Origin of the sequence: Tenacibaculum crassostreae (genome assembly GCF_964512405.1) — a bacterium.
In the GTDB taxonomy this organism is placed as follows: Bacteria; Bacteroidota; Bacteroidia; order Flavobacteriales; family Flavobacteriaceae; genus Polaribacter; species Polaribacter crassostreae.
The window spans coordinates 220,850-240,117 of the sequence record NZ_CAZELE010000003.1; the positions used below are offsets into that span (position 1 = coordinate 220,850).

The window sequence follows — 19,268 nt, forward strand, 5'->3', positions numbered from 1 at the left end:
ATAGCAAATAATGAATTACGGGAAAGAGTTTATAAAGTTATATAATGAAGAGCTTTCAGCCTTTAAAAAAGTTATTATAAAAAGAATTGAAAAAGACTATGGTTCTCCTGAAGTTTCAAATGATTTATATTCTAAGTATGTGAATGAAATGCGTAGAGAGAAAAATGAAATTGAAAAAAATGATAATAAAGGAAGAAAAGAGACATCTATTACTGGTATTTCATTAGGTTATATGAATAAGCAGTATAAATTCAATAGGATAGAGAATATAGTAAATAGAGATATTTATAACTATTTTATGGATCATGCACAGAATTCCCAGTATAAAGATTTTAATCACTTTTTGGAGTGTTATTCAAAGTACTTAGTGCTTCTTAATTATAGTTTATTTTTAAGTGAAAACTTAAGGCTCTTTTGTTCATTTATTGATGAAGAAAAGGCTAGGGTTTTTTTTAATATAAAGTATGTTAAGAATGATTTAAATGTATTGGTATTAAGTAAAGAAGCTGTAGGAAGTAAAAAAAGTATTCCTTCAGAAGAGGCTGATAAAAAAGTGGAAAAAAACAATGCTAAATTGAATAAAGAAGCATATGATAATCCTTTTACCGAAGAGGAAAAGTTTATTTTAATACGTTATTTATTTGAATATGAAAGAACACAAGAAAAGAAATTATCAGTTTATGAATTAACCTTAATTTTAAAAATTTCTTGTGACGTTTTTACAGGAAAAAAACTAGAAAAAGTTAAAGATACTGTTTATGAAAAATATCATAAAGGTTATATTTACTATGGTGGATCTGATAGAGAAAAAAAGAATAGGTTAAAAATTTTGATTGAAAAGTGTAAAGCTTTTAAACTGAATAATTTTGCAGAATATCTAAATCATGAAATGTTCAAAATGAAATTTTCTTAACCCAAAAACTACTAAAAAACGACATCTTAAATGTGTTTAATTTATTGTTAATGAGTGTTTTGTTTTACTCCAAGCTTTCTCCAAGCTTTCCCCAACTTTTTTAGTTTTATAATTAAACCACTAATCTTTGCGGTAATAAAACATAAATATTCAATCCATGGATATTAGTAATTACTGAATATGATATGTTTTTAAATATTAATTAAAATAAAAAAACATATTATGAAAAGTATAATAGTAACAACCCCAGAAGAATTAATAGGTATAATTGATACAGCGGTATCAACAAGGATTAATCCATTAGAAGATTTAATCAATAGTAAGTTAAATCCAAAGAAAGAAAATGTAACAGTTAAAGAAGCTGCAAAAAGGTTAAATGTTACAGAACTTACAATAAGAAACTATATTAAAAAAGGTGTGATTGATGCTTCAAAAATTGGAAGAAGAATTGTTATAAACCTTGAAGCTTTAGAAGGTACATTAAAGGAGGTTAAATCTTTAAAATATCGTAGATAGTATGGAAGATTTTAATATACAAAGTGAGTCCTTTAATAATAATTTGATTCTTATAGCTGATAATCTTCAGTCAGAAATGTACAAATTGAAAATTAACAGGGTTTCAGATTTTCTGTTAAGCAAGCATTTAGATTTTTATACTAATGAAATAGATAAGATTAAAGGTCTAATGGCAAGTAATCCAAGGTTTAAATGGCAACTTTTAGAACAAGAAATTGATTCTAATTTTAAAAAAGATAAGTCATTAACAGGAGCAAATATCTTTTTTGACTGGAAACATGATGTAAGTCATAATAGAGTAATGTTAAACTTTAAACTATAGGTTGTTATGGATTATGTTAGAATAGGTACAGATTATTACAAGATTTGTAGTGTACCGCTTTATAGTGGAGACGCAACTAGAACATTACTTAAATGGTCGAAAGGAGAAATAATTACAGATAAAGGCAAAGATTTTTTACAATCAATCAAGAAGTATGATGGTTTTATTACCATACCAGATCATCAAAATTATAAACAAGAGATAAACTCTTTTTATAATCAATATGAAAAGTTAGAATATAATTTAGTAGAGGGTAGGTTTGATAAAACAAAGGAGTTTTTGAAACATATTTTCGGAGAACAATATGAGTTAGGTTTAGATTATCTTACAATATTATGGCAAATTCCAACGCAAATTTTGCCTATTTTATGTTTGGTTAGCAATTCTCGAAACACGGGTAAAACTTCATTTTTAAAATGGTTAAAGCTTATATTTCAAGGTAATATGACTATTGATAAAAATGAGGATTTTAGAAGTCGATTTAATAGCGACTGGGCATCTAAACTAATTATTTCTGTAGATGAAGTTCTTTTAGATAGAAGAGAAGATAGTGAACGAATTAAAAACCTTTCAACAGCTGGTACATATAAAATAGAATCTAAAGGAAAAGACAAAGTAGAAACTAATTTCTTTGGTAAGTTTATATTGTGTTCTAATAACGAAGAAAATTTTATTCAAATAGATGAAAATGAAATTCGTTACTGGGTAATTAAAGTAAATTCTTTTCATGTTGAAGATGTAGATATGTTGAAGAGGTTGAAAAATGAAATTCCTCATTTTTTATACTTTTTAAATAATCGAAAAATAGTATCGGAAAGAAAAACTAGAATGTGGTTTACTAAACAACAAATTTATACGCCTGCTTTAGACAAGGTTGTAAAAGGAAACAAAACCTATTTGAGTCAGGAAATTAAAGAAATTATAATTGATGATTTTATTGCGTTTGAAGCTGATGTTTTGCGTTACACCGCAACCGACTTATTTGAAAAATTAAGTAAAGGATTAAGAACTACTCGGTCAAAAATTTCAAAAAGTTTGAAAGACGATTATAAGTTAGAACCTTTTAATGGAAGTTATAAAAAATACTTTTTGACTCTTAATACTTCACAAAAAACAATTGTCGATTTTGAAACAAAAAAAGGGAGATACTATGAGTTTTTAAAAAGTGATTTCATAGATAGCTCGTTGACTGTTGACTTAGAAACGCAATTTATTTGAAAATCAGATTCTTAAAATGTAAACAAATGTTCAACAGTTAGTCAACACAAAACGCAAAAAACGCATGTTGACCAACTGTTGATTTTTTGTTGAGTTTGTAACCCTTCTTTTTCAAAAGGTTATAGTTATTATTCAACACAACAACGAAAATTTAGCTATTTGATTTTTTTTTAATTAAATGAATTATTGCGTTTTGCGCTATTTACGCAAAAATGTTAAAGAAGTGAAAAGAGTTGAATTATAATGCGCAGAGGTTTTTATACTACGCTTGTTTGTTAATTGCGTTTTTATAATTAAAGCGCAAAGTCTAGGTTAAGGACTCAATTTAAAAACAAAAAGAGTTGCTTAATTACCAGAAGACTCCAATTGTCAAAGGTTTAAACAACTCTTAATGGTGTAAAAATAGTGATTTTCTTTTAAATCATAAGAGTATAATAAAACTGTTTGTTTTTAAAATTGCGCTTTTGCGTTTTTCTTGCGGTTACGGTTTGCGTTTAAGTTGTGCTTGAACTAATAGTATATTATGTACAGTAAATGTAGGTTGTATGTTTTTTAAAAAATGAATTGCGTTTTATTGCGTAAATCAACAAATCAACATGTTTAAATAACTAATTACTAATAATAATTGCACATTATTTTTTTTAAAGTAATTTTATAGCTAGTAAAAATTAGCTATTAATGTCGTTATACCAAACCTCAGTATTAAAACAACACATACAATTACTAGATAAAGAAGCTTTAGAAAAAGCATATAAAAAGTACACAAAGTATTTCTTAAACACTACAATACAAGAAAATATTCGTGCTTCAAAAGAAGAAGAGTACCAAGGTATATTTTTAACAGAGTTATTTGTTAATGTATTAGGTTACACTCTAAAACCTAATGCCAATTACAATTTAGTTGCAGAGTATAAAAACCAAAACAATGCACGTAAGGCAGATGGCGCAATTTTACGCAATGAAAACGCAATAGGCGTAATCGAGTTAAAAGGCACAAATACTAAGGACTTAGAAAGTATTCGCAAACAAGCTTTTGATTATAAAGCTAATCAAAAAGGGTGTATATATGTAATAACTTCCAATTTTGAAAAATTGCGTTTTTATATCAATGATGCAACCGAGTTTGAAGAGTTTAACTTGTTTGAATTAACGCAAGAACGATTTGCGTTGCTGTATTTGTGTTTGCAAAAAGACAATGTTTTAAACAATATACCGCTTACTATTAAAGAAGCCTCGGTAGTTGAAGAAGAGCAAATTACCAAACAATTTTATAAAGATTACTCGTTATTTAAAAGAGAATTATACCGAGACTTAGTAAAACGCAACGCAAAGCAATTAAAAAACGAAGCGCAATTGCGTGCAACTGAAACGCAAACGCAAGAAACTACCGAAGAAGAGCAAAAAGAATTACTGCGTTTAGAAAAAAATGTAAAACTTACGTTATTTAAGAAGTCGCAAAAATTAATAGATAGATATTTGTTTATTTTCTTTGCTGAAGATCGTGGTTTATTACCTGCAAATAGTACTGTACAAATATTAGATAAATGGAAAGATGATGTAGATTTTGGAGATGAAAGACCGTTGTATGATTTGTTTAAGCAATATTTTAATTTTTTAGACCAAGGAAGAGCAGGAACTAAAAGTAGGGCAGAAATATATGCCTATAATGGAGGGTTGTTTAAACCTGATACAATACTTGATGCACTTGAAATAGATAATGAACTCTTATATAAGCATACCTACAAATTAGCATCGTACGATTTTGAAAGTCAAGTAGATGTTAATATTCTAGGGCATATTTTTGAAAATTCGTTAAATGAAATTGAAAGTGTTAATGCTGAAATTGAAGGAGGAGATTTTGACAAGCAAAAAAGCAAGCGTAAAAAAGATGGTGTTTTTTATACACCCAAATACATTACCAAATACATAGTAGAAAATACAGTAGGTAAACTGTGTGAAGAAAAGAAAACCGAATTAGGTTTTAAAGAAGAAGAATATTTTAAAGGACGCAAAAACCGACAAAAAGCAACGATTGAAAAGCTAGTAACAATTTTAGATATCTACCGAGATTGGCTACTGCAACTTACCATTTGCGACCCTGCTTGTGGCTCAGGTGCATTTTTAAACCAAGCTTTAAACTTTTTAATAGCCGAACACCAATATATTGACGAGCTAAAAACAAAAGTATTAGGTGGTGGTTTGCAATTCCCAGATATTGAAAATACCATTTTAGAAAACAATATTTATGGGGTTGATTTGAATGAAGAATCTGTAGAAATTGCGAAATTATCTTTATGGTTGCGTACTGCGCAACCACGACGCAAACTTAACGATTTAAGTAACAATATTAAATGCGGTAACTCTTTAATAGATAGCAAAGCTGTAGCAGGCGACAAAGCCTTTAATTGGGAAACAGAGTTTCCGCAAGTGTTTGCAAAAGGAGGTTTTGATGTCATTATTGGAAATCCGCCTTATGGTGCTTATTTAGACAAAAATTCAAAAAAATATTATGCTTCTAAGTTTAATACTTTTCAAGGTAATCATGAAATCTATTTTTTCTTTATTGAATTATTAGATAGTATACTTAAAGAAAAAGGAAAGGTAGGTTATATAACACCAGATACATGGATAAATATACCTCAAGCTCAAAAGTTAAGAAAGCATGTTCTTGATATTTATGGAATTGAAAATATTGTAACTTTTAGTTATTCTGTTTTTGCTGATGCAAGTGTTAATGCTTTAGTTTTTATCTTAACGAAAAATAATTTTATTAAAGAGTGTTTAATTATTCATACTGAAAATAAAATACTTGAATTAAATGTGAGCAATTTCGATATTAAAAAAGTGAAAATAGCAAGTTGGAAAAATTCTATTGATAATCAATTTCAAGTTTGGCAAAATGAAACTGATATAAGTATAATTAAAAAAGTTTCAAATCAGTCGAATATTGGATCAGACTATTTAGATGTTTGTCAAGGAATTGTACCTTATTCAACTGAACATTTATCAAAAGAACAGATTAAAGAAAGAATATATCATAGTAACAAAAAAGAAGATGGTAATTATGGTAAATGGGTTCAAGGTAGATCTATAAAAAGATATTGTATTGATGATTCTGTTGAAGAATATTTAAACTATGGAGATTGGTTGCATAGGTCAAGGAAATCAAAATATTTTAATGGAGATAGGATTTTAATTCAAGAAATTACAGGAGGGAATCCACCTAGAATTAGTGCAGCGATATATAAGGATGTTTTATATCATGACCCTGGAATAATTTCATGTTTGAATATTTCAAATATGAGTAGTGAATGCCTTTTGGCTGTTATTAATTCTACCTTGATGTCTTGGTATAATTTGAAAACATCTCCAAAAGGAAAAAGAACAACTTTTCCTAAGGTTCTAATAGGGGATATTAGAAGATTTCCATTAAAAGAAGTTGAGTCAAGCATTCAAGAACTGTTCTATGAATTAGTTAATGAAATAAGTGATTTCACTTCCAGTAAAAATAAATTATCTAATAAATTCAAAAAATATATAACCTCACAATTCCAATTAGAAAAGCTCTCCAAAAAACTACAAAATTGGCACGAGTTAGAATTTGGAGACTTTATAAAAGAAGTAAATAAAACTATAAAAAAAGAAAACAAAGAGCGTATTAAAAAAGAAGAAACACCAATAGCGACCTTAACCAAACTAGATGAAATGGATTGGATGGATGTATTTGAAACTAAAAAGGCAGAAGCACAAGTCTTGCAACAACAAATTGACCAAACAGATAAAGAAATAGATGCTATGGTATATGAGTTGTATGGTTTAACCGAAGAAGAGATTGCAATAGTAGAAAATTCATAGCGTCATTGCGAGGGACGAAGTAATATAAAAGCTAAAAAAAGAAAATGAAAGAAGAAATTAAGCTGTTAACCTCGAAGTTAAGATTAAAATCTGATAACTCTTTTAATATAAAAATTTATCAACTTGATTTATGGCATTATAAATTAAGAAGTTTAACATCGGTTGATGATAAAATTCAAAAAATAATTAATCTTCATAAAGAAAAAATAGACCAAGAAGCTTCTTATTTAAGACCAATAAAAGTTGATGAAATTAATTATTATTCATATTTATATAAAGAAAAAGAAAAGGATTCTTTTTGGGTAGAATTCTTGCCAAAAGAATTGAAAGAAAACTTAGATTTTAAAATAGATAGAATGTCATTTGTGCTTTTTGCACATGTCAATAATAATGTGTTTGCTATTATAGGAGGAGGAGGGACAAGAGTAGTGAAACCTTATTTAAATGATAGGTTTGGAATTGAATTATTTGAACGTTTGACAGAAAAAAATAGTGAAGAAATTATTTCTATAACTTATAGAGGAATATCTGGAACATTAAATCAAAGTAATTTGATTTATAAAGAAGGACAAAGGTTAAGCGATACTCTGGAGTTTGATAGTATTCCCACAAATATAGTTTTAAGTTTAACAGATTATATTAAAGATAGTTTTTTTGATTTTATAGATTTTGAAGATAGAAATATTAAGTTAGAAATAAGCTCTTCTTTTTTTATAAAGCAAAGGATTAGTTTTTATGAGTTGCATAATTTATTTTTTAGAATTGATGAAATTCTAAAAAACAGGAATAGGCTTTATTTAACTTCATTTGTTCAAGTAACTGATAAAAAGTTTGAAGATGATGAATATCCTAAACTTTTAATGAAAGAACTAAGGGATGTGATGGTTTATGAATTTGGTTCAGATAGAAAAAGAGTGAAAAAATTTGACATAGATTTTGTGCACCCCTCTAAAATAAAAGATTATTATGAAAGTGATAAATATGTGATTAAATGGAAGGGAGATCATAAAGGAATAGAGGTTAATGATAGGAGTAAGATTTTTAAAAAAGGATTGAAGTACATCTATGATGATTTAGGAGAACAAGTAAGTCAAGGAGATTTTAATAATTCGATGTGGAAGTTATTAGTACTGTGTTATAAGTCTGGTAAAGTTATAAAAGCGCCTTTTTTCAAATATATTACATGTGAATTAGAGTTCAATAAGCAACCAGTTTTTCAGATTGATGGTAATTGGTATAAAGTAAAAAGTGATTTTAAAGATAGAGTTAATGAGTTGTGTAAGGGTTACTTAGAAGAGTATTGTTTAGAAGATGAACTTTTAGAAGAAACATGGGGTAAAGATGTTTCAGAAGGTAGTTACAACTTACAATATTCCAATCGTCCTAATTATTGGGTTTTGGATAAATGTTTAGGAGATAATATTGAGCTGTGTGATATAATGATTGAAACTGAAGAGAAAATTTACTTAGTGCATGTAAAGTCTGGTTTTGATGCAAAAATGAGAGATTTATCAAATCAAATAATAATTTCTGCAAAAAGATTAAAAAACTCTTTAGATTCAGGTGATTTTAACTTTATAAACCAAGTCATTGATAGTTATAATAAAAAAGAAGAAACAAAGCCAGAAATAGAAAGTAAACTAGAATTTTTTGCAAAATTTAGAGAGAAGAAAATTATATATGTTTTGGCTTTTAAAAGTACTTGGAAGTCAGGAGAAAAAGTTAAAGATAATATTGATAAAGCAAATTCAAATATTGCAAAATATTCATTAATACAATGTGTGAAAGAAATGAAAAGTTCAAGTTTTCAAATTTCAATAACAGAGATTGATAATGGTTTTTAAAGTAGAGAAAAACTTATAGTAAACCCCGAAAATAAGAAAAGAAAATGAGTAAATTTTTAACAGGAAAAGAATTAGAAGACAAACTAACAGATATAATCTGGAACGCAAAAAAATACATAATCATAGTATCGCCATTTATAAAATTAGATGATTATGTGAAAAATATACTAGAAAAAGTAAAGACTCATCATGATATAAAGTTTTATCTACTATTTGGTAAAAATGAGAATAGTCGTAATCGTAGTATTAGTAGAGAAGATTTTCAATATTTTACAGAGTTTAAAAACATAACTATTCTTTATAACAAAGATTTACATGCTAAACATTATTGTAATGAAAATGAGGGGTTAATCACTTCGTTAAACCTTTATGATTATTCCATGATAAATAACGTAGAGTATGGTGTACATTTTACAAATGGTCTAATACGTACTGATAAGCTTTTTCAAGATACTGCAATATTTACGGATGAATTGATGTACGAAAAGTCAGACGTTATTTATCTAAAAAAACCGCAATATTCTAAAAGATTTTTAAGCATGGGGAAAAAATACCAAGATTCTAAAATAATCTTTGATATTTCAGAAGACTTCTTTGCAAATAATGAAGATTATGAAAAAAGAATTCTAAATAGTTTTGACTTAGAAGTTGAATCTGTTTTAGAGAAGAAGTTTAGTGCAAAACCCCAAAGAGGAGAAAAAAACACTGATACTTTTGAAGTAAATAAAGGTTCTAATGAAAGTATTGAAGAACCAATAGAAACTCTTAGTAAAAGAACATCTTTGAAAAGAACAAAAGTTAATGAAGAAGAAATAGGTTACTGTATTAGAACAGGTAAAGAAATTCCTTTTAATCCAGATAAACCATTTTCATTAAGCGCTTATCGAATGTGGGATGTTTATGGTAATTATGATTATCCAGAAAATTATTGTCATAAAACAGGTAAAGAGTCTTATGGTAAAACAAGTATGGCAAGCCCAATTTTAAAAGGGATTTATAAATAAATACATTAGAAAATACAAATTGTTAAGTAAAAAGGAAAGAAAAAAATTATTATGAGCTTAAAATTGTGTTACATATGGGTTAATCAATTCAGAAACTTTGAGAATACTGGTTTTAATTTTTCTAGCTCTGAAAAGTTTCATTATAATAATGAAAAAGGCAGGTTAACTATTGAAAAAATAAAAGAATTACCTAACAATTTCTTTGGTGAGTCAATATCCGAAGTTACAGCTTTAATTGGTAAAAATGGTTCAGGAAAGAGTAATGCTTTAGAGTTAGTATGCAAGCTGTTAAAAGGAGGGAAAACTTCTGTTACAGAAGATTTTTTAATTATTACAGAAGAAGAAGATGAATTTGTTTGTTATAGATCAAGTGATAGTGTTTGGGTATTAAATTATAATTTCCCTTTAAAGCTAAAGAACTATGAAAAAAATATAGACCCTCTAAAAATTGTTTATTTCTCTAATGTTTTTGATGAACGTAAAAATAATTTTGATAATGATATTTCAGATGTTTCTTACAACAAAAGATTTAAAAGAACCTTTTCTAATTATAACTTAGAAACTGACTTTAAAAAACAAATCCGTTTTATTAACTCTCCTTTGTTTAAAGGTTTGAATATTCAAACCCCTAATAAAATTCAAATTATTAGTAAGTTATGGAACCCTAAGTTTAAAGTTGCGGGTTCGAGAAGAAATAGTTTATTTGATAGAGGTATAGAAGAATTTAGAGAACTATATAAAAATAGGTTAAGAGATATAAAATCAAATAAAAAGTTTTATTACAATGTTGTTTATGCATTTTTTGAAGAGACAATTAAGAATTTATCAATTATATCTAATCTAGATAGTAAAAACGAATATTACTTAGACGAGTTTTTTAGAGAAACTAAACTCTATAAAGGGGAAAGCACCCAATCCATGACTGATAGTATGTTAAAATGGATGCGCTATATTAATGATAGTTTGGAAAACTATAGTAATAAAGTAAATTACAGAGAAAAAAAAGAATTAACCTCTTTTAGAGAAAGATTGGAAATTCTTTTTGAAATAAGAAATCACCTTATTGAAGTAGATTTCGAATATAAAATAGAAGGTACAAGAAATAGAAGTTTAGAATATTTTTTATTTGATTATTCTCCTAAAACAAAAGACGTGGTTGTAAAATACATTGAACTTTTTGAAAATAGTAAAATGTTTGATGTGAATTGGCTAGGTATTAGTTCAGGGCATAAGGCATACTTAAATATTTTTTCATTAATATATCATGAATTAAAAAGAGTGAGAAGACCAAACTTACTATTATGTATAGATGAAGGTGATTTGTATTTACACCCACAATGGCAAATTGAATTTTTTGATAAGTTAGTAACTGTATTGCCTGAAATTTTCAAAGGTAATATTCAGATAATTTTAACTTCACACTCTCCTTTTTTATTATCGGATCTTCCAAAACAAAATATTACAGTTGTATCACCTAATGAAGAAGAAAAAACTTTAAATGGAAATGAGTTAGATACAGAAACATTTGCAGGTAATATATACTCATTATATGAGGGACCGTTTTTTTTAGGTAATCAAAGAATAAGTCTTTTTGCAAAGAAAAAAATTGAACAGATTTTTGAAGAGTTGGAAAATAAAGATACTTCTACATTAGAATATGATGAGGAAAGCTTAAAAAGAAGAATTGAATTAATCGGAGACGAGGTTATTAAGTTTCATTTAATGAAAAAACTGCATAATGATTAAGATACAAGAGTACTTAAATAGAGAAGATGCTGATACTTTTTTAGATTCTTTAGCGAATAAAATGTGGGAAAACTTGAATAAAAAAAGAGAAGATGAAGAATATTATGAAAACTCTTTGGTTAAAAAGTTGGTAAAACTACAACTAAAGTTAGAAGAAGAAAACTATCTTAATGATTATGCTAATAATGATGTCGATAAATTTCAGAGACAAAAAAACTTTTTAGACTATTTAATAGAAGATGGAGGTTCTAAATTGAAGGAGTTGGTTGTTTCAAGACCACAAAGGTTATTGGAATTAAAAACAGAAATATTAACTATTGTAAATCAAGATGATTTTTCTGAAATAGTTAGGGGTAAAGTTAAACAAACAGTTTTTGGAAACTTACTAATTACAAATTTATTTAATTACAAAGCTTTCAGACAATCTCAATTTTCTTATCAATTATTAGTTGATGCTAATATAGAAAACACAACTTGCCCTTATTGTAACGAAAACTCAATAAAAGTCATTGATATTAGTGAAGAAGAAGATGAAGGAAAAATAAATAAAGCCTATTTAGATTTAGATCATTTTTATCCTAAATCTCAACATCCTTATTTTGCATTATCTTATTACAACTTAATTCCTTGTTGCAATACTTGTAATTCCAGAGAAAAAGGAGATAAAGATTTCTGTATAGAAACTCATCAACAACCTTTTTATGAATCATTTAATGATAACTATAAATTTGAAATTAGCTCTAGAACTGTAATTGATGGAGTAACAGACTCTTTAAAATTGATAAAAAATGAATGGTATAGAGACGACTTTTCAGATAGGGACTTAAAATTAAATCAACGATATCAAATTCATTTAGCAAAAGCAAATACTTTTATAAAACATTATCTAAACTATTATAAATCAAAACCTCCTAGAGCTTTAGATTGGAAAGAAGCAGTTTTAAAAGATGTACCCATTGAGGTTCATGAGATTTTGTCGAAAGAGTTAGGTAAAATGTATAAAGATGTTTATGAACAAATAAAAATAGAATAATTTAAGGTGAAGAACTATAATAAATATGGCTCAGTAGCAAAAGAAGCTTCAGAAATAGGTAAAAACCCTGTTGACTCTTGGGAACAAGTGGTGTCTAAATATTTTTCATCTGAAAGCTCAAGACAAAAAGCTTGCCCTAGAAATGCTTTTTTAGGATTGTGTGAAGCAGGTTTAGTAAAAGGAATAAAAGTAAGTGTTTACCTTAAAAGTAAAAATGAAAACCTTAACAAAAAATATGCAATAGCAGCTGTTGAAAAACTAAAAGAAAATCCCAACGTTTCTAAAAATGAACTATGGGATCAAGTAAGAGAAAGATTAGCTTTAGGTGAAAAAACACACAATTCTCAAATGGATGTGGTACTGGCACTTTGGCAAAATAATTTAATTAAATAAAAACTATGAATATATTTTTTGGAAAAATTTCCACCAAATTCGAAAAAGAACAAATAAACGAAGGTTACTATAAAGCTGCAAAAGGCTCCACTTGGTTTGGGGATATAGAAGTTGGAGACTTCGCGTATATAATTGGCGGAGACAAAATACAATTATGGAAAGCTAGAGAGTGGGGTAAGCATAATGAAAAGGAATGCTTATGGTTTGATATCTTAAATAGTAATTTAGGCATTAAAACCAATAGATTTACAGCACTAAAGCTATTTAAGCTTACAACAGACCTTATTATCCATACCTCAAGGTCAGCTAAAAATAGAGCTTTCTTTAAACTAGAACCTCTAAAGCAAATTAACTTAGAAGAAATAAGTAATTCAGACTTTTATAAAAATGAAGATTTATACCGTAAAACGATTTTTAATTATGGTATACCATCTGATATTAGTTGGTCAGAAGACTTAAATTTTCACTTTGACAATGGAGAATTGAAAATATTACATAACGATTTTACAGACAAAAATGTGCTAGAAAGTTTTAGGAATAATCTAAGTTATACAGGAAAAGGGGCTGTTAGAAAAGATAAATTACTAAAAGAGGTTATAAAAGTTAAAAATATCACCGATACTTTAAAGTTTAAGTATAATCAATATTCTTTACGAACTGTATATGATACTTTTTTTTGTGAGTATAAAGTTGGTGAAAAATATTTTTTAGTAGGAGCTTATTGGGATGATGCTAATCCAAGAGATCAAACTGAAAGATTTGTAAACGAAGGTATTTGGGAAAATGGATCTGACGGAAAACTCAAAAATAAAATATTAAATATTCCTGAAGGAACTCAAATAGCAATTAAAGCTTCTTATGTAAAAGATAAAACCAAGTCTGTAATGCTAATAAAAGCAAGAGGGATAGTTAATTTAAACTTCAATGATGGTATTGGTTTAGAGGTAGATTGGGAAGAAAACTTTATTCCGTTTGAAGTAGATTTCACGAATAACTATCGTAAGAGAGTTAACGAAATAAAAAATAAAGAACATGTAGATGCCATTTGGAATCATACTTATGAAAACAATGTACCTCAAGAAAAAATGAAAGAAAACAACTACATCTCTTCATTAAACCAAATTTTTTACGGCCCTCCTGGAACAGGAAAAACTTACAATACAGTATTAGAAGCTGCTAAAATTATTACAGGAAATGAATCCATTAGTTATAAAGCTGCTCTAGAGGTTTTTAATAACTATATGGGTAATCAAATAGAGTTTATCACTTTTCATCAAAACTATAGCTATGAAGATTTTATACAAGGTTTGCGCCCCGATACAGGAGACCAAGGAGTTTTGTCTTTCTACAAAAAAGATGGAGTTTTTAAAAAGATAGCAGATAAAGCATTAAAAAATTTAAAAGCATCTAATACAGAAGTTCAGAAAAAACGTGATTTTTCTGAAGTTTTTGAAGAGTTTATCGCTCCTTTGGTTGAAGGGGAGAAAAATGAGATAGAAATAAAAATGAAGAAAGTTTCATTTTTTATTACCAATATCAAAGATAAATCAATTGAATTTAGAAAAACGAGTGGTGGTACAGATCATACCTTAAGTATTAAAACTCTTGAGGAGATGTATAATGAAGAAAGTACAAGAAATATTCAAGGCTTATCATCATACTATAAGCCGTTATTAAATGAATTGTTGGGTATTGGAAAACTGAATGAAGCAGAACATATAAGTTTAAAAAACTATGTAATTATTATAGATGAAATTAACAGAGCTAATATTTCAAGAGTGTTCGGAGAATTAATTACCTTAATAGAAAAAGATAAGCGTTATGGAGGTAAAATTCCACTAACAGCAACTTTACCATCAGGTGAAAAATTCTCAATACCTTCAAATCTATACATAATAGGTACCATGAACACCGCAGATAAATCTATTGCGTTGTTAGATATTGCTTTAAGACGACGTTTTGAATTTAAACCAATGTATCCAGATTACGAAGTTGAAAATATACATAAAGCAGCATTTTTAAAATCGTTGAACGATTTGATTGTAAAGTCTAATAAAGGGTATGATTTTACTATTGGTCATGCCTATTTTATGTGTGATGAAAATGAAGCATTTGATTTTGAAAATACAATCAATAATAAAGTAATTCCATTACTTCTAGAATACTTTATGAATGATGATCTTGAAGTTACAAAAATATTGAATGAGGCTCTAAAATTAGAAGATGCAAAAGTTGGAGGTTGGCCTTTAAAACTTTTATCAAATGGAAACTAATCTCTTTGAATACAAAAATAGAGAACAGTTTTCTGAGAAACGTTTTGAGGAGCTAGAAATATTTTTAGATGAAGTTTGGTCAAAACGTGAAAAATCAAGTAACTATACTAATGAGGAGGATAGTAAAGCTGAAGTGCAACGTTTTCTCCAGTTTTTTCATAAAGACAAAACATTAAAATCTAATAAGTATGTAGGTGTTATTCACTTTGAAAGAGATACCATAAACCTATTACCTAAGATTTTTTTTAACCCTAAAGAAAATGAAAAGCCCAATGTTAAAGCTATTAACAAGCATATACTTTGGTGGTTAAGCTATTGTAGAAAGTTAAGATTTCCAAACTATTTATCAGGGTTACATACAGATAAGGCTGATTTTTTTGAGATTTTAATTTACTTGTTTGGTAAATATACACGTGAGTTGTTAAACTCATCAATCTACCAAACTTATACAGAGGTTAATGAAGAATTGTCTTTTGTAAAAGGAAGAATAGGTTTTAACGCTTATATAAATAATAATTTAGCCAAAGGAAGGTTTCACAAAGTAAGTTGCGAGTTTGATACTTTTGAAATGGATAATGAGTTTAATAGAGGTGTTAAATTTGTAGCTAAGCTATTACTTCCCATAACGAAAGAAAATCAAAGTAAACGATTCTTAAGTGATATACTATTTATTTTAGATGAGGTAAGTGATACTGCTATTTCATCAACTCAACTAAAAAGATTATCCTTTAATCCTATGTTTTCAAATTTTGAAACCGTAAGAGATTATTGTGTGTTATTTTTAGAAAATAGTGTTTCGTTTAATTACAAAAATGACTTAAAGTTATTTGCTTTTTTATTACCGATGGAATATGTGTTTGAAGATTTTATTTTTGGTTTTATTGATAAGGAAATAGAAGAAGTAAATGCTGAATATCAAAATTCATCTAAGTATTTAGATGTAACAAATAACTTTAAACTAAAACCAGATTTAATTCTTAAGTTACCTTTAAAGAAAATCATTGCAGACACAAAATATAAGATTGTATATGAGGATGAAACTGACCCTAAAAAAGGAATTTCACAAACGGATTTGTATCAAATGGTATCCTATGCAATTAGATTTAACCTAAAAGAAATAATACTATTCTATCCTAATACTATTAATAATGAAATATTAAATGATTCAGCTATGGAAGTTATTGATGAGTTAGCTAATAATGAAACAATTAAAATCAAAATGGCTCAATTACCTATAATCAATTTTGAGATGTTCAATGAAACATATTTAAATCAAAATACATTAGAGCATGATTTCTTAGTATTAAAAGATGTTCTCGTCTCTAGGATAAAAGATCTTTTAAATTTGAATCAATAAAAGATAATCAATTTTTTAGTCCAGTAAATGTACTGGGCTTTTTTATTTATGAAAAATAGATACCATCCACTCGTTAAAAAAACCAAGATTGAATTACTAAAATTAGATAAGTTAAAAAGTATTAGTTGGGAAGTACAACAAGAATACAATTCAAAATTCTTACCTATTTCGGTTGAGCCTAAACATAGAAAAAGAGCATTAGATTTCATGGATGCTCTAATAAAGTTACTAGAAGAAAACAACCATACAATTCAGTTTGAATACAAACGATGTCATATTGAAATGTACGGACAATTAACCGAAATCAATTTAAGACAAAAATACCATCGTAAAAGAGTTCAAAATGACAGAGGTTATTCATTCCAATCGTATGAAAAAAGTGATAAACTAGAATTTCTAGTAGGCTCTTGTTATTGTAAAAGCTGGATTGATAGGAAAATAAAAAAGTTGGAAGATTATTTACAAATAATTTATGATTATATTGAAAAGGATAGTAAAGGGTGGGCTGATTTAAGGAAGAATCAAAAATTACAAGAAGAACAAAGAGAAATCGAGCTTAAGAGAGAAGAAGAGAAGGCTAGGATTATAGAAATTGAAAACACAAAGCTAAATCAACTAATTACTGATTCAGAAAACTTCATTAAAGCAAAAGAAGTTCGTGATTATCTAAAAGCTTTTGAGGATGAATGTCGTCAATCAGGTAATTTAACAAATGATATAGAAGAATATATTAAATGGGGTTTGATGAAAGCTAATATTTTAGATCCAACTAAATAATTTTAGTGGTTTGGCTTTCTAATGTAATATGATGTAATTGTTTTTTTTGACACCAAAATTGACACCTTAAAATAAAAACCCTTACAAACACTGGGCTTGTAAGAGTTTGTAGTGGAGACGCCGAGAATCGAACTCGGGTCCAAACAAGCAGCTCAAAAGCTTTCTACATACTTAGTTTTTGTTTAATTTTCGATTAAAATCTGACCAAAAACAGTCCAATCTTAACTTAGCTTCTTTAATTTCGAAAACCTATCGAAGCACTAAGTTTTCTATGTTTACTTTTACGATGCCCAAAAATGAAACGCCGCAAACCAAGGCTTTTCGTGGACATTCAGCTTGCACACCTTGTGTGCCGAGGCTCTATCTTACTATAAATTCAGATTAAGCAGCTAAAGCGTAGTTATCTTCGCCGTTTAAATGTTTGAAATAAGTTTAACGAGTTGTCATTTCACTCCTCGGTATGCTTACATTTTCACTCGTCTTGCTGTCAAAACCAGTCGTCCCCAATATGTCAAAGAATTTACCTATTTCTGTCAAAAAACATACCAATTTATATATGGAGAATTGGAGTATTTGGGCGTTCTAGCGGGCTTTCACTACTCGCTTCTCGATACCTCGAGAGAGCTCAAACACGCCGTTCAATCCCTAACGCAAAATAAGTGCACGCAAATATAAAAAAATACTATTTGTACAATCGTTTTAAAACGAGTATTTTCGCCATAATTGTTATAGTATATAACATTATGCGTTAAATTGTTTAATTTTAATACAAAATCAATAATGAAATTCGGAATCATAAAAGAGCGTAAAAACCCACCAGATAGAAGAGTAGTGTTTTCACCAGAAAAATTGCAAGAATTTAAAAAGCAATTTCCAGAAGCAGAAATAGTGGTAGAAAGTTCAGATATCCGAGTTTTTTCAGACGAAGCGTATAAAAATTCTGGGTTTGAAGTAACTAATGATGTTGCTGATTGCGATGTGCTATTAGGAGTAAAGGAAGTTCCTGTAGATGAATTAATTCCGAATAAAAAATACTTTTATTTTTCTCATACAATCAAAAAACAACCATACAATCGTAAGTTGTTAAAAGCGATGTTAGAGAAAAATATAGAAATATACGACCATGAAACTATTGTAAAAGAAAATGGTTCTCGTTTAATTGGTTTCGGACGTTATGCAGGTATTGTGGGAGCTTACAACGGATTTAGAGCTATAGGTTTAGCGAATGAAACATTCAAATTACCAAAAGCTGAAAATTTAGATAGTCAACAAGAGTTGATTGATGAATTAAACAAAATCAGCTTACCTAACTTTAAGATTTTGCTAACAGGTAGTGGTAAGGTTATGAAAGGCGCTAAAGAAATGTTAGATGCGATGAACATTCGCAAAGTGAATGTTGAAGCTTACCTAACCGAAGACTTTACTGAGGCAGTTTATTGTTTAGTTGATGTATTAGATTACAACAAGCGTAAAGACGGTCAAGAATTAGATAAGTACGATTTTTATAACAATCCAGAACAATACGAATCAAGTTTTATGCGATTTGCTAAAGTAACCGATTATTTTATTTCAGGGCATTTTTATGGGGACGGAGCTCCGTATTTATTCACTCGTGAAGACGCAAAACATCCAGAGTTTAAAATCAAGTATGTTGCTGATGTGTCTTGTGATATTGACGGACCAGTAGCTTGTACCATTCGCCCTTCAACAATAGCTGATCCAATTTTTGGGTACAATCCAGAAACAGAATCTGAAATCGATTTTAAAGACGAAAAAGCAATTGTGGTAATGGCGGTTGATAATTTACCGTGTGAATTGCCAAAAGATGCTAGTGAAGGGTTTGGAGAAATGTTCTTAGAGCATGTAATTCCTGCTTTTTATAACAATGATAAAGACGGAATTTTAGAAAGAGCAAAAATGACCACTAGTGATGGTAAATTAACTGAACGTTATGCTTACCTTCAAGATTATGTAGACGGAAAAGAATAAAACTAATGTTAATCCCGCTTTTTTGCGG

At 28.3% G+C, this 19,268-nt stretch carries 14 protein-coding genes and 1 other RNA gene; 14 read left to right on the forward strand and 1 reads right to left on the reverse strand.

The window, feature by feature from the left end; genetic code table 11:
* The first annotated feature begins 10 nt into the window (after window positions 1-10).
* From ACKTST_RS03265 to ACKTST_RS03325, 13 genes are all read left to right on the forward strand, one after another.
* Window positions 11-913, forward strand: a complete 903-nt coding sequence (locus ACKTST_RS03265) for a hypothetical protein (RefSeq protein WP_408046369.1) — start codon at window positions 11-13, stop codon at window positions 911-913.
* 222 nt (window positions 914-1,135) lie between these two features.
* Entirely contained in the window at window positions 1,136-1,429 is a 294-nt protein-coding gene (locus ACKTST_RS03270) for a helix-turn-helix domain-containing protein (protein ID WP_408046370.1), read from the forward strand.
* 76 nt (window positions 1,430-1,505) lie between these two features.
* The gene (locus tag ACKTST_RS03275) at window positions 1,506-1,751 is read left to right on the forward strand and encodes a hypothetical protein (RefSeq protein WP_408046371.1); all 246 of its coding nucleotides are present in this window, start codon (window positions 1,506-1,508) and stop codon (window positions 1,749-1,751) included.
* Window positions 1,752-1,757: 6 nt separating this feature from the next.
* Window positions 1,758-2,969 carry a primase-helicase family protein gene (locus ACKTST_RS03280; RefSeq protein ID WP_408046372.1) on the forward strand — a complete coding sequence of 404 codons (1,212 nt, stop codon included), beginning with the start codon at window positions 1,758-1,760 and terminating at the stop codon, window positions 2,967-2,969.
* Between the two features lie 678 nt (window positions 2,970-3,647).
* Window positions 3,648-6,824 (forward strand): Eco57I restriction-modification methylase domain-containing protein, encoded by a 3,177-nt coding sequence (locus ACKTST_RS03285; RefSeq protein WP_408046373.1) that lies wholly within the window; start codon window positions 3,648-3,650, stop codon window positions 6,822-6,824.
* A 44-nt stretch (window positions 6,825-6,868) separates the two neighbouring features.
* Window positions 6,869-8,668: a DUF6119 family protein gene (locus ACKTST_RS03290; RefSeq protein WP_408046374.1), complete on the forward strand. Its 1,800-nt coding sequence runs from the start codon at window positions 6,869-6,871 to the stop codon at window positions 8,666-8,668.
* Between the two features lie 44 nt (window positions 8,669-8,712).
* Window positions 8,713-9,672: a phospholipase D family protein gene (locus ACKTST_RS03295; protein WP_408046375.1), complete on the forward strand. Its 960-nt coding sequence runs from the start codon at window positions 8,713-8,715 to the stop codon at window positions 9,670-9,672.
* Window positions 9,673-9,723: 51 nt separating this feature from the next.
* Complete coding sequence (locus ACKTST_RS03300) at window positions 9,724-11,418, forward strand: AAA family ATPase (RefSeq protein ID WP_408046376.1); 1,695 nt, start codon at window positions 9,724-9,726, stop codon at window positions 11,416-11,418.
* A complete protein-coding gene (locus tag ACKTST_RS03305) occupies window positions 11,411-12,451 on the forward strand; it encodes an HNH endonuclease (protein WP_408046377.1) in 1,041 nt (346 codons plus the stop codon). The genes ACKTST_RS03300 and ACKTST_RS03305 overlap by 8 nt, the downstream gene beginning before the upstream one ends.
* 6 nt (window positions 12,452-12,457) lie before the next feature.
* Window positions 12,458-12,844: a DUF6979 family protein gene (locus tag ACKTST_RS03310; RefSeq protein WP_408046378.1), complete on the forward strand. Its 387-nt coding sequence runs from the start codon at window positions 12,458-12,460 to the stop codon at window positions 12,842-12,844.
* A gap of 5 nt (window positions 12,845-12,849) precedes the next feature.
* Window positions 12,850-15,117, forward strand: coding sequence for an McrB family protein (locus tag ACKTST_RS03315; RefSeq protein ID WP_408046379.1), 2,268 nt, complete (start codon window positions 12,850-12,852; stop codon window positions 15,115-15,117).
* Complete coding sequence (locus tag ACKTST_RS03320) at window positions 15,107-16,474, forward strand: McrC family protein (RefSeq protein ID WP_408046380.1); 1,368 nt, start codon at window positions 15,107-15,109, stop codon at window positions 16,472-16,474. The genes ACKTST_RS03315 and ACKTST_RS03320 overlap by 11 nt, the downstream gene beginning before the upstream one ends.
* Window positions 16,475-16,522: 48 nt before the next feature.
* Window positions 16,523-17,251: a hypothetical protein gene (locus tag ACKTST_RS03325; RefSeq protein WP_408046381.1), complete on the forward strand. Its 729-nt coding sequence runs from the start codon at window positions 16,523-16,525 to the stop codon at window positions 17,249-17,251.
* A 109-nt stretch (window positions 17,252-17,360) separates the two neighbouring features.
* Here ACKTST_RS03325 and ssrA read toward each other — a convergent pair.
* Window positions 17,361-17,756, reverse strand: a transfer-messenger RNA (tmRNA) gene (gene ssrA, locus ACKTST_RS03330).
* 275 nt (window positions 17,757-18,031) lie between these two features.
* Here ssrA and ACKTST_RS03335 point away from each other — a divergent pair.
* Entirely contained in the window at window positions 18,032-19,240 is a 1,209-nt protein-coding gene (locus ACKTST_RS03335) for an NAD(P)-dependent oxidoreductase (RefSeq protein WP_408046382.1), read from the forward strand.
* Window positions 19,241-19,268: the final 28 nt, after the last annotated feature.

Excerpts from the sequence above, each read along its gene's own strand:
- ACKTST_RS03265 (WP_408046369.1), top strand. The coding sequence starts at position 11 with ATGAATTACGGGAAAGAGTTTATAAAGTTATATAATGAAGAGCTTTCA.
- ACKTST_RS03270 (WP_408046370.1), top strand. The coding sequence starts at position 1,136 with ATGAAAAGTATAATAGTAACAACCCCAGAAGAATTAATAGGTATAATT.
- ACKTST_RS03275 (WP_408046371.1), top strand. The coding sequence starts at position 1,506 with ATGTACAAATTGAAAATTAACAGGGTTTCAGATTTTCTGTTAAGCAAG.
- ACKTST_RS03280 (WP_408046372.1), top strand. The coding sequence starts at position 1,758 with ATGGATTATGTTAGAATAGGTACAGATTATTACAAGATTTGTAGTGTA.
- ACKTST_RS03285 (WP_408046373.1), top strand. The coding sequence starts at position 3,648 with ATGTCGTTATACCAAACCTCAGTATTAAAACAACACATACAATTACTA.
- ACKTST_RS03290 (WP_408046374.1), top strand. The coding sequence starts at position 6,869 with ATGAAAGAAGAAATTAAGCTGTTAACCTCGAAGTTAAGATTAAAATCT.
- ACKTST_RS03295 (WP_408046375.1), top strand. The coding sequence starts at position 8,713 with ATGAGTAAATTTTTAACAGGAAAAGAATTAGAAGACAAACTAACAGAT.
- ACKTST_RS03300 (WP_408046376.1), top strand. The coding sequence starts at position 9,724 with ATGAGCTTAAAATTGTGTTACATATGGGTTAATCAATTCAGAAACTTT.
- ACKTST_RS03305 (WP_408046377.1), top strand. The coding sequence starts at position 11,411 with ATGATTAAGATACAAGAGTACTTAAATAGAGAAGATGCTGATACTTTT.
- ACKTST_RS03315 (WP_408046379.1), top strand. The coding sequence starts at position 12,850 with ATGAATATATTTTTTGGAAAAATTTCCACCAAATTCGAAAAAGAACAA.
- ACKTST_RS03320 (WP_408046380.1), top strand. The coding sequence starts at position 15,107 with ATGGAAACTAATCTCTTTGAATACAAAAATAGAGAACAGTTTTCTGAG.
- ACKTST_RS03325 (WP_408046381.1), top strand. The coding sequence starts at position 16,523 with ATGAAAAATAGATACCATCCACTCGTTAAAAAAACCAAGATTGAATTA.
- ACKTST_RS03335 (WP_408046382.1), top strand. The coding sequence starts at position 18,032 with ATGAAATTCGGAATCATAAAAGAGCGTAAAAACCCACCAGATAGAAGA.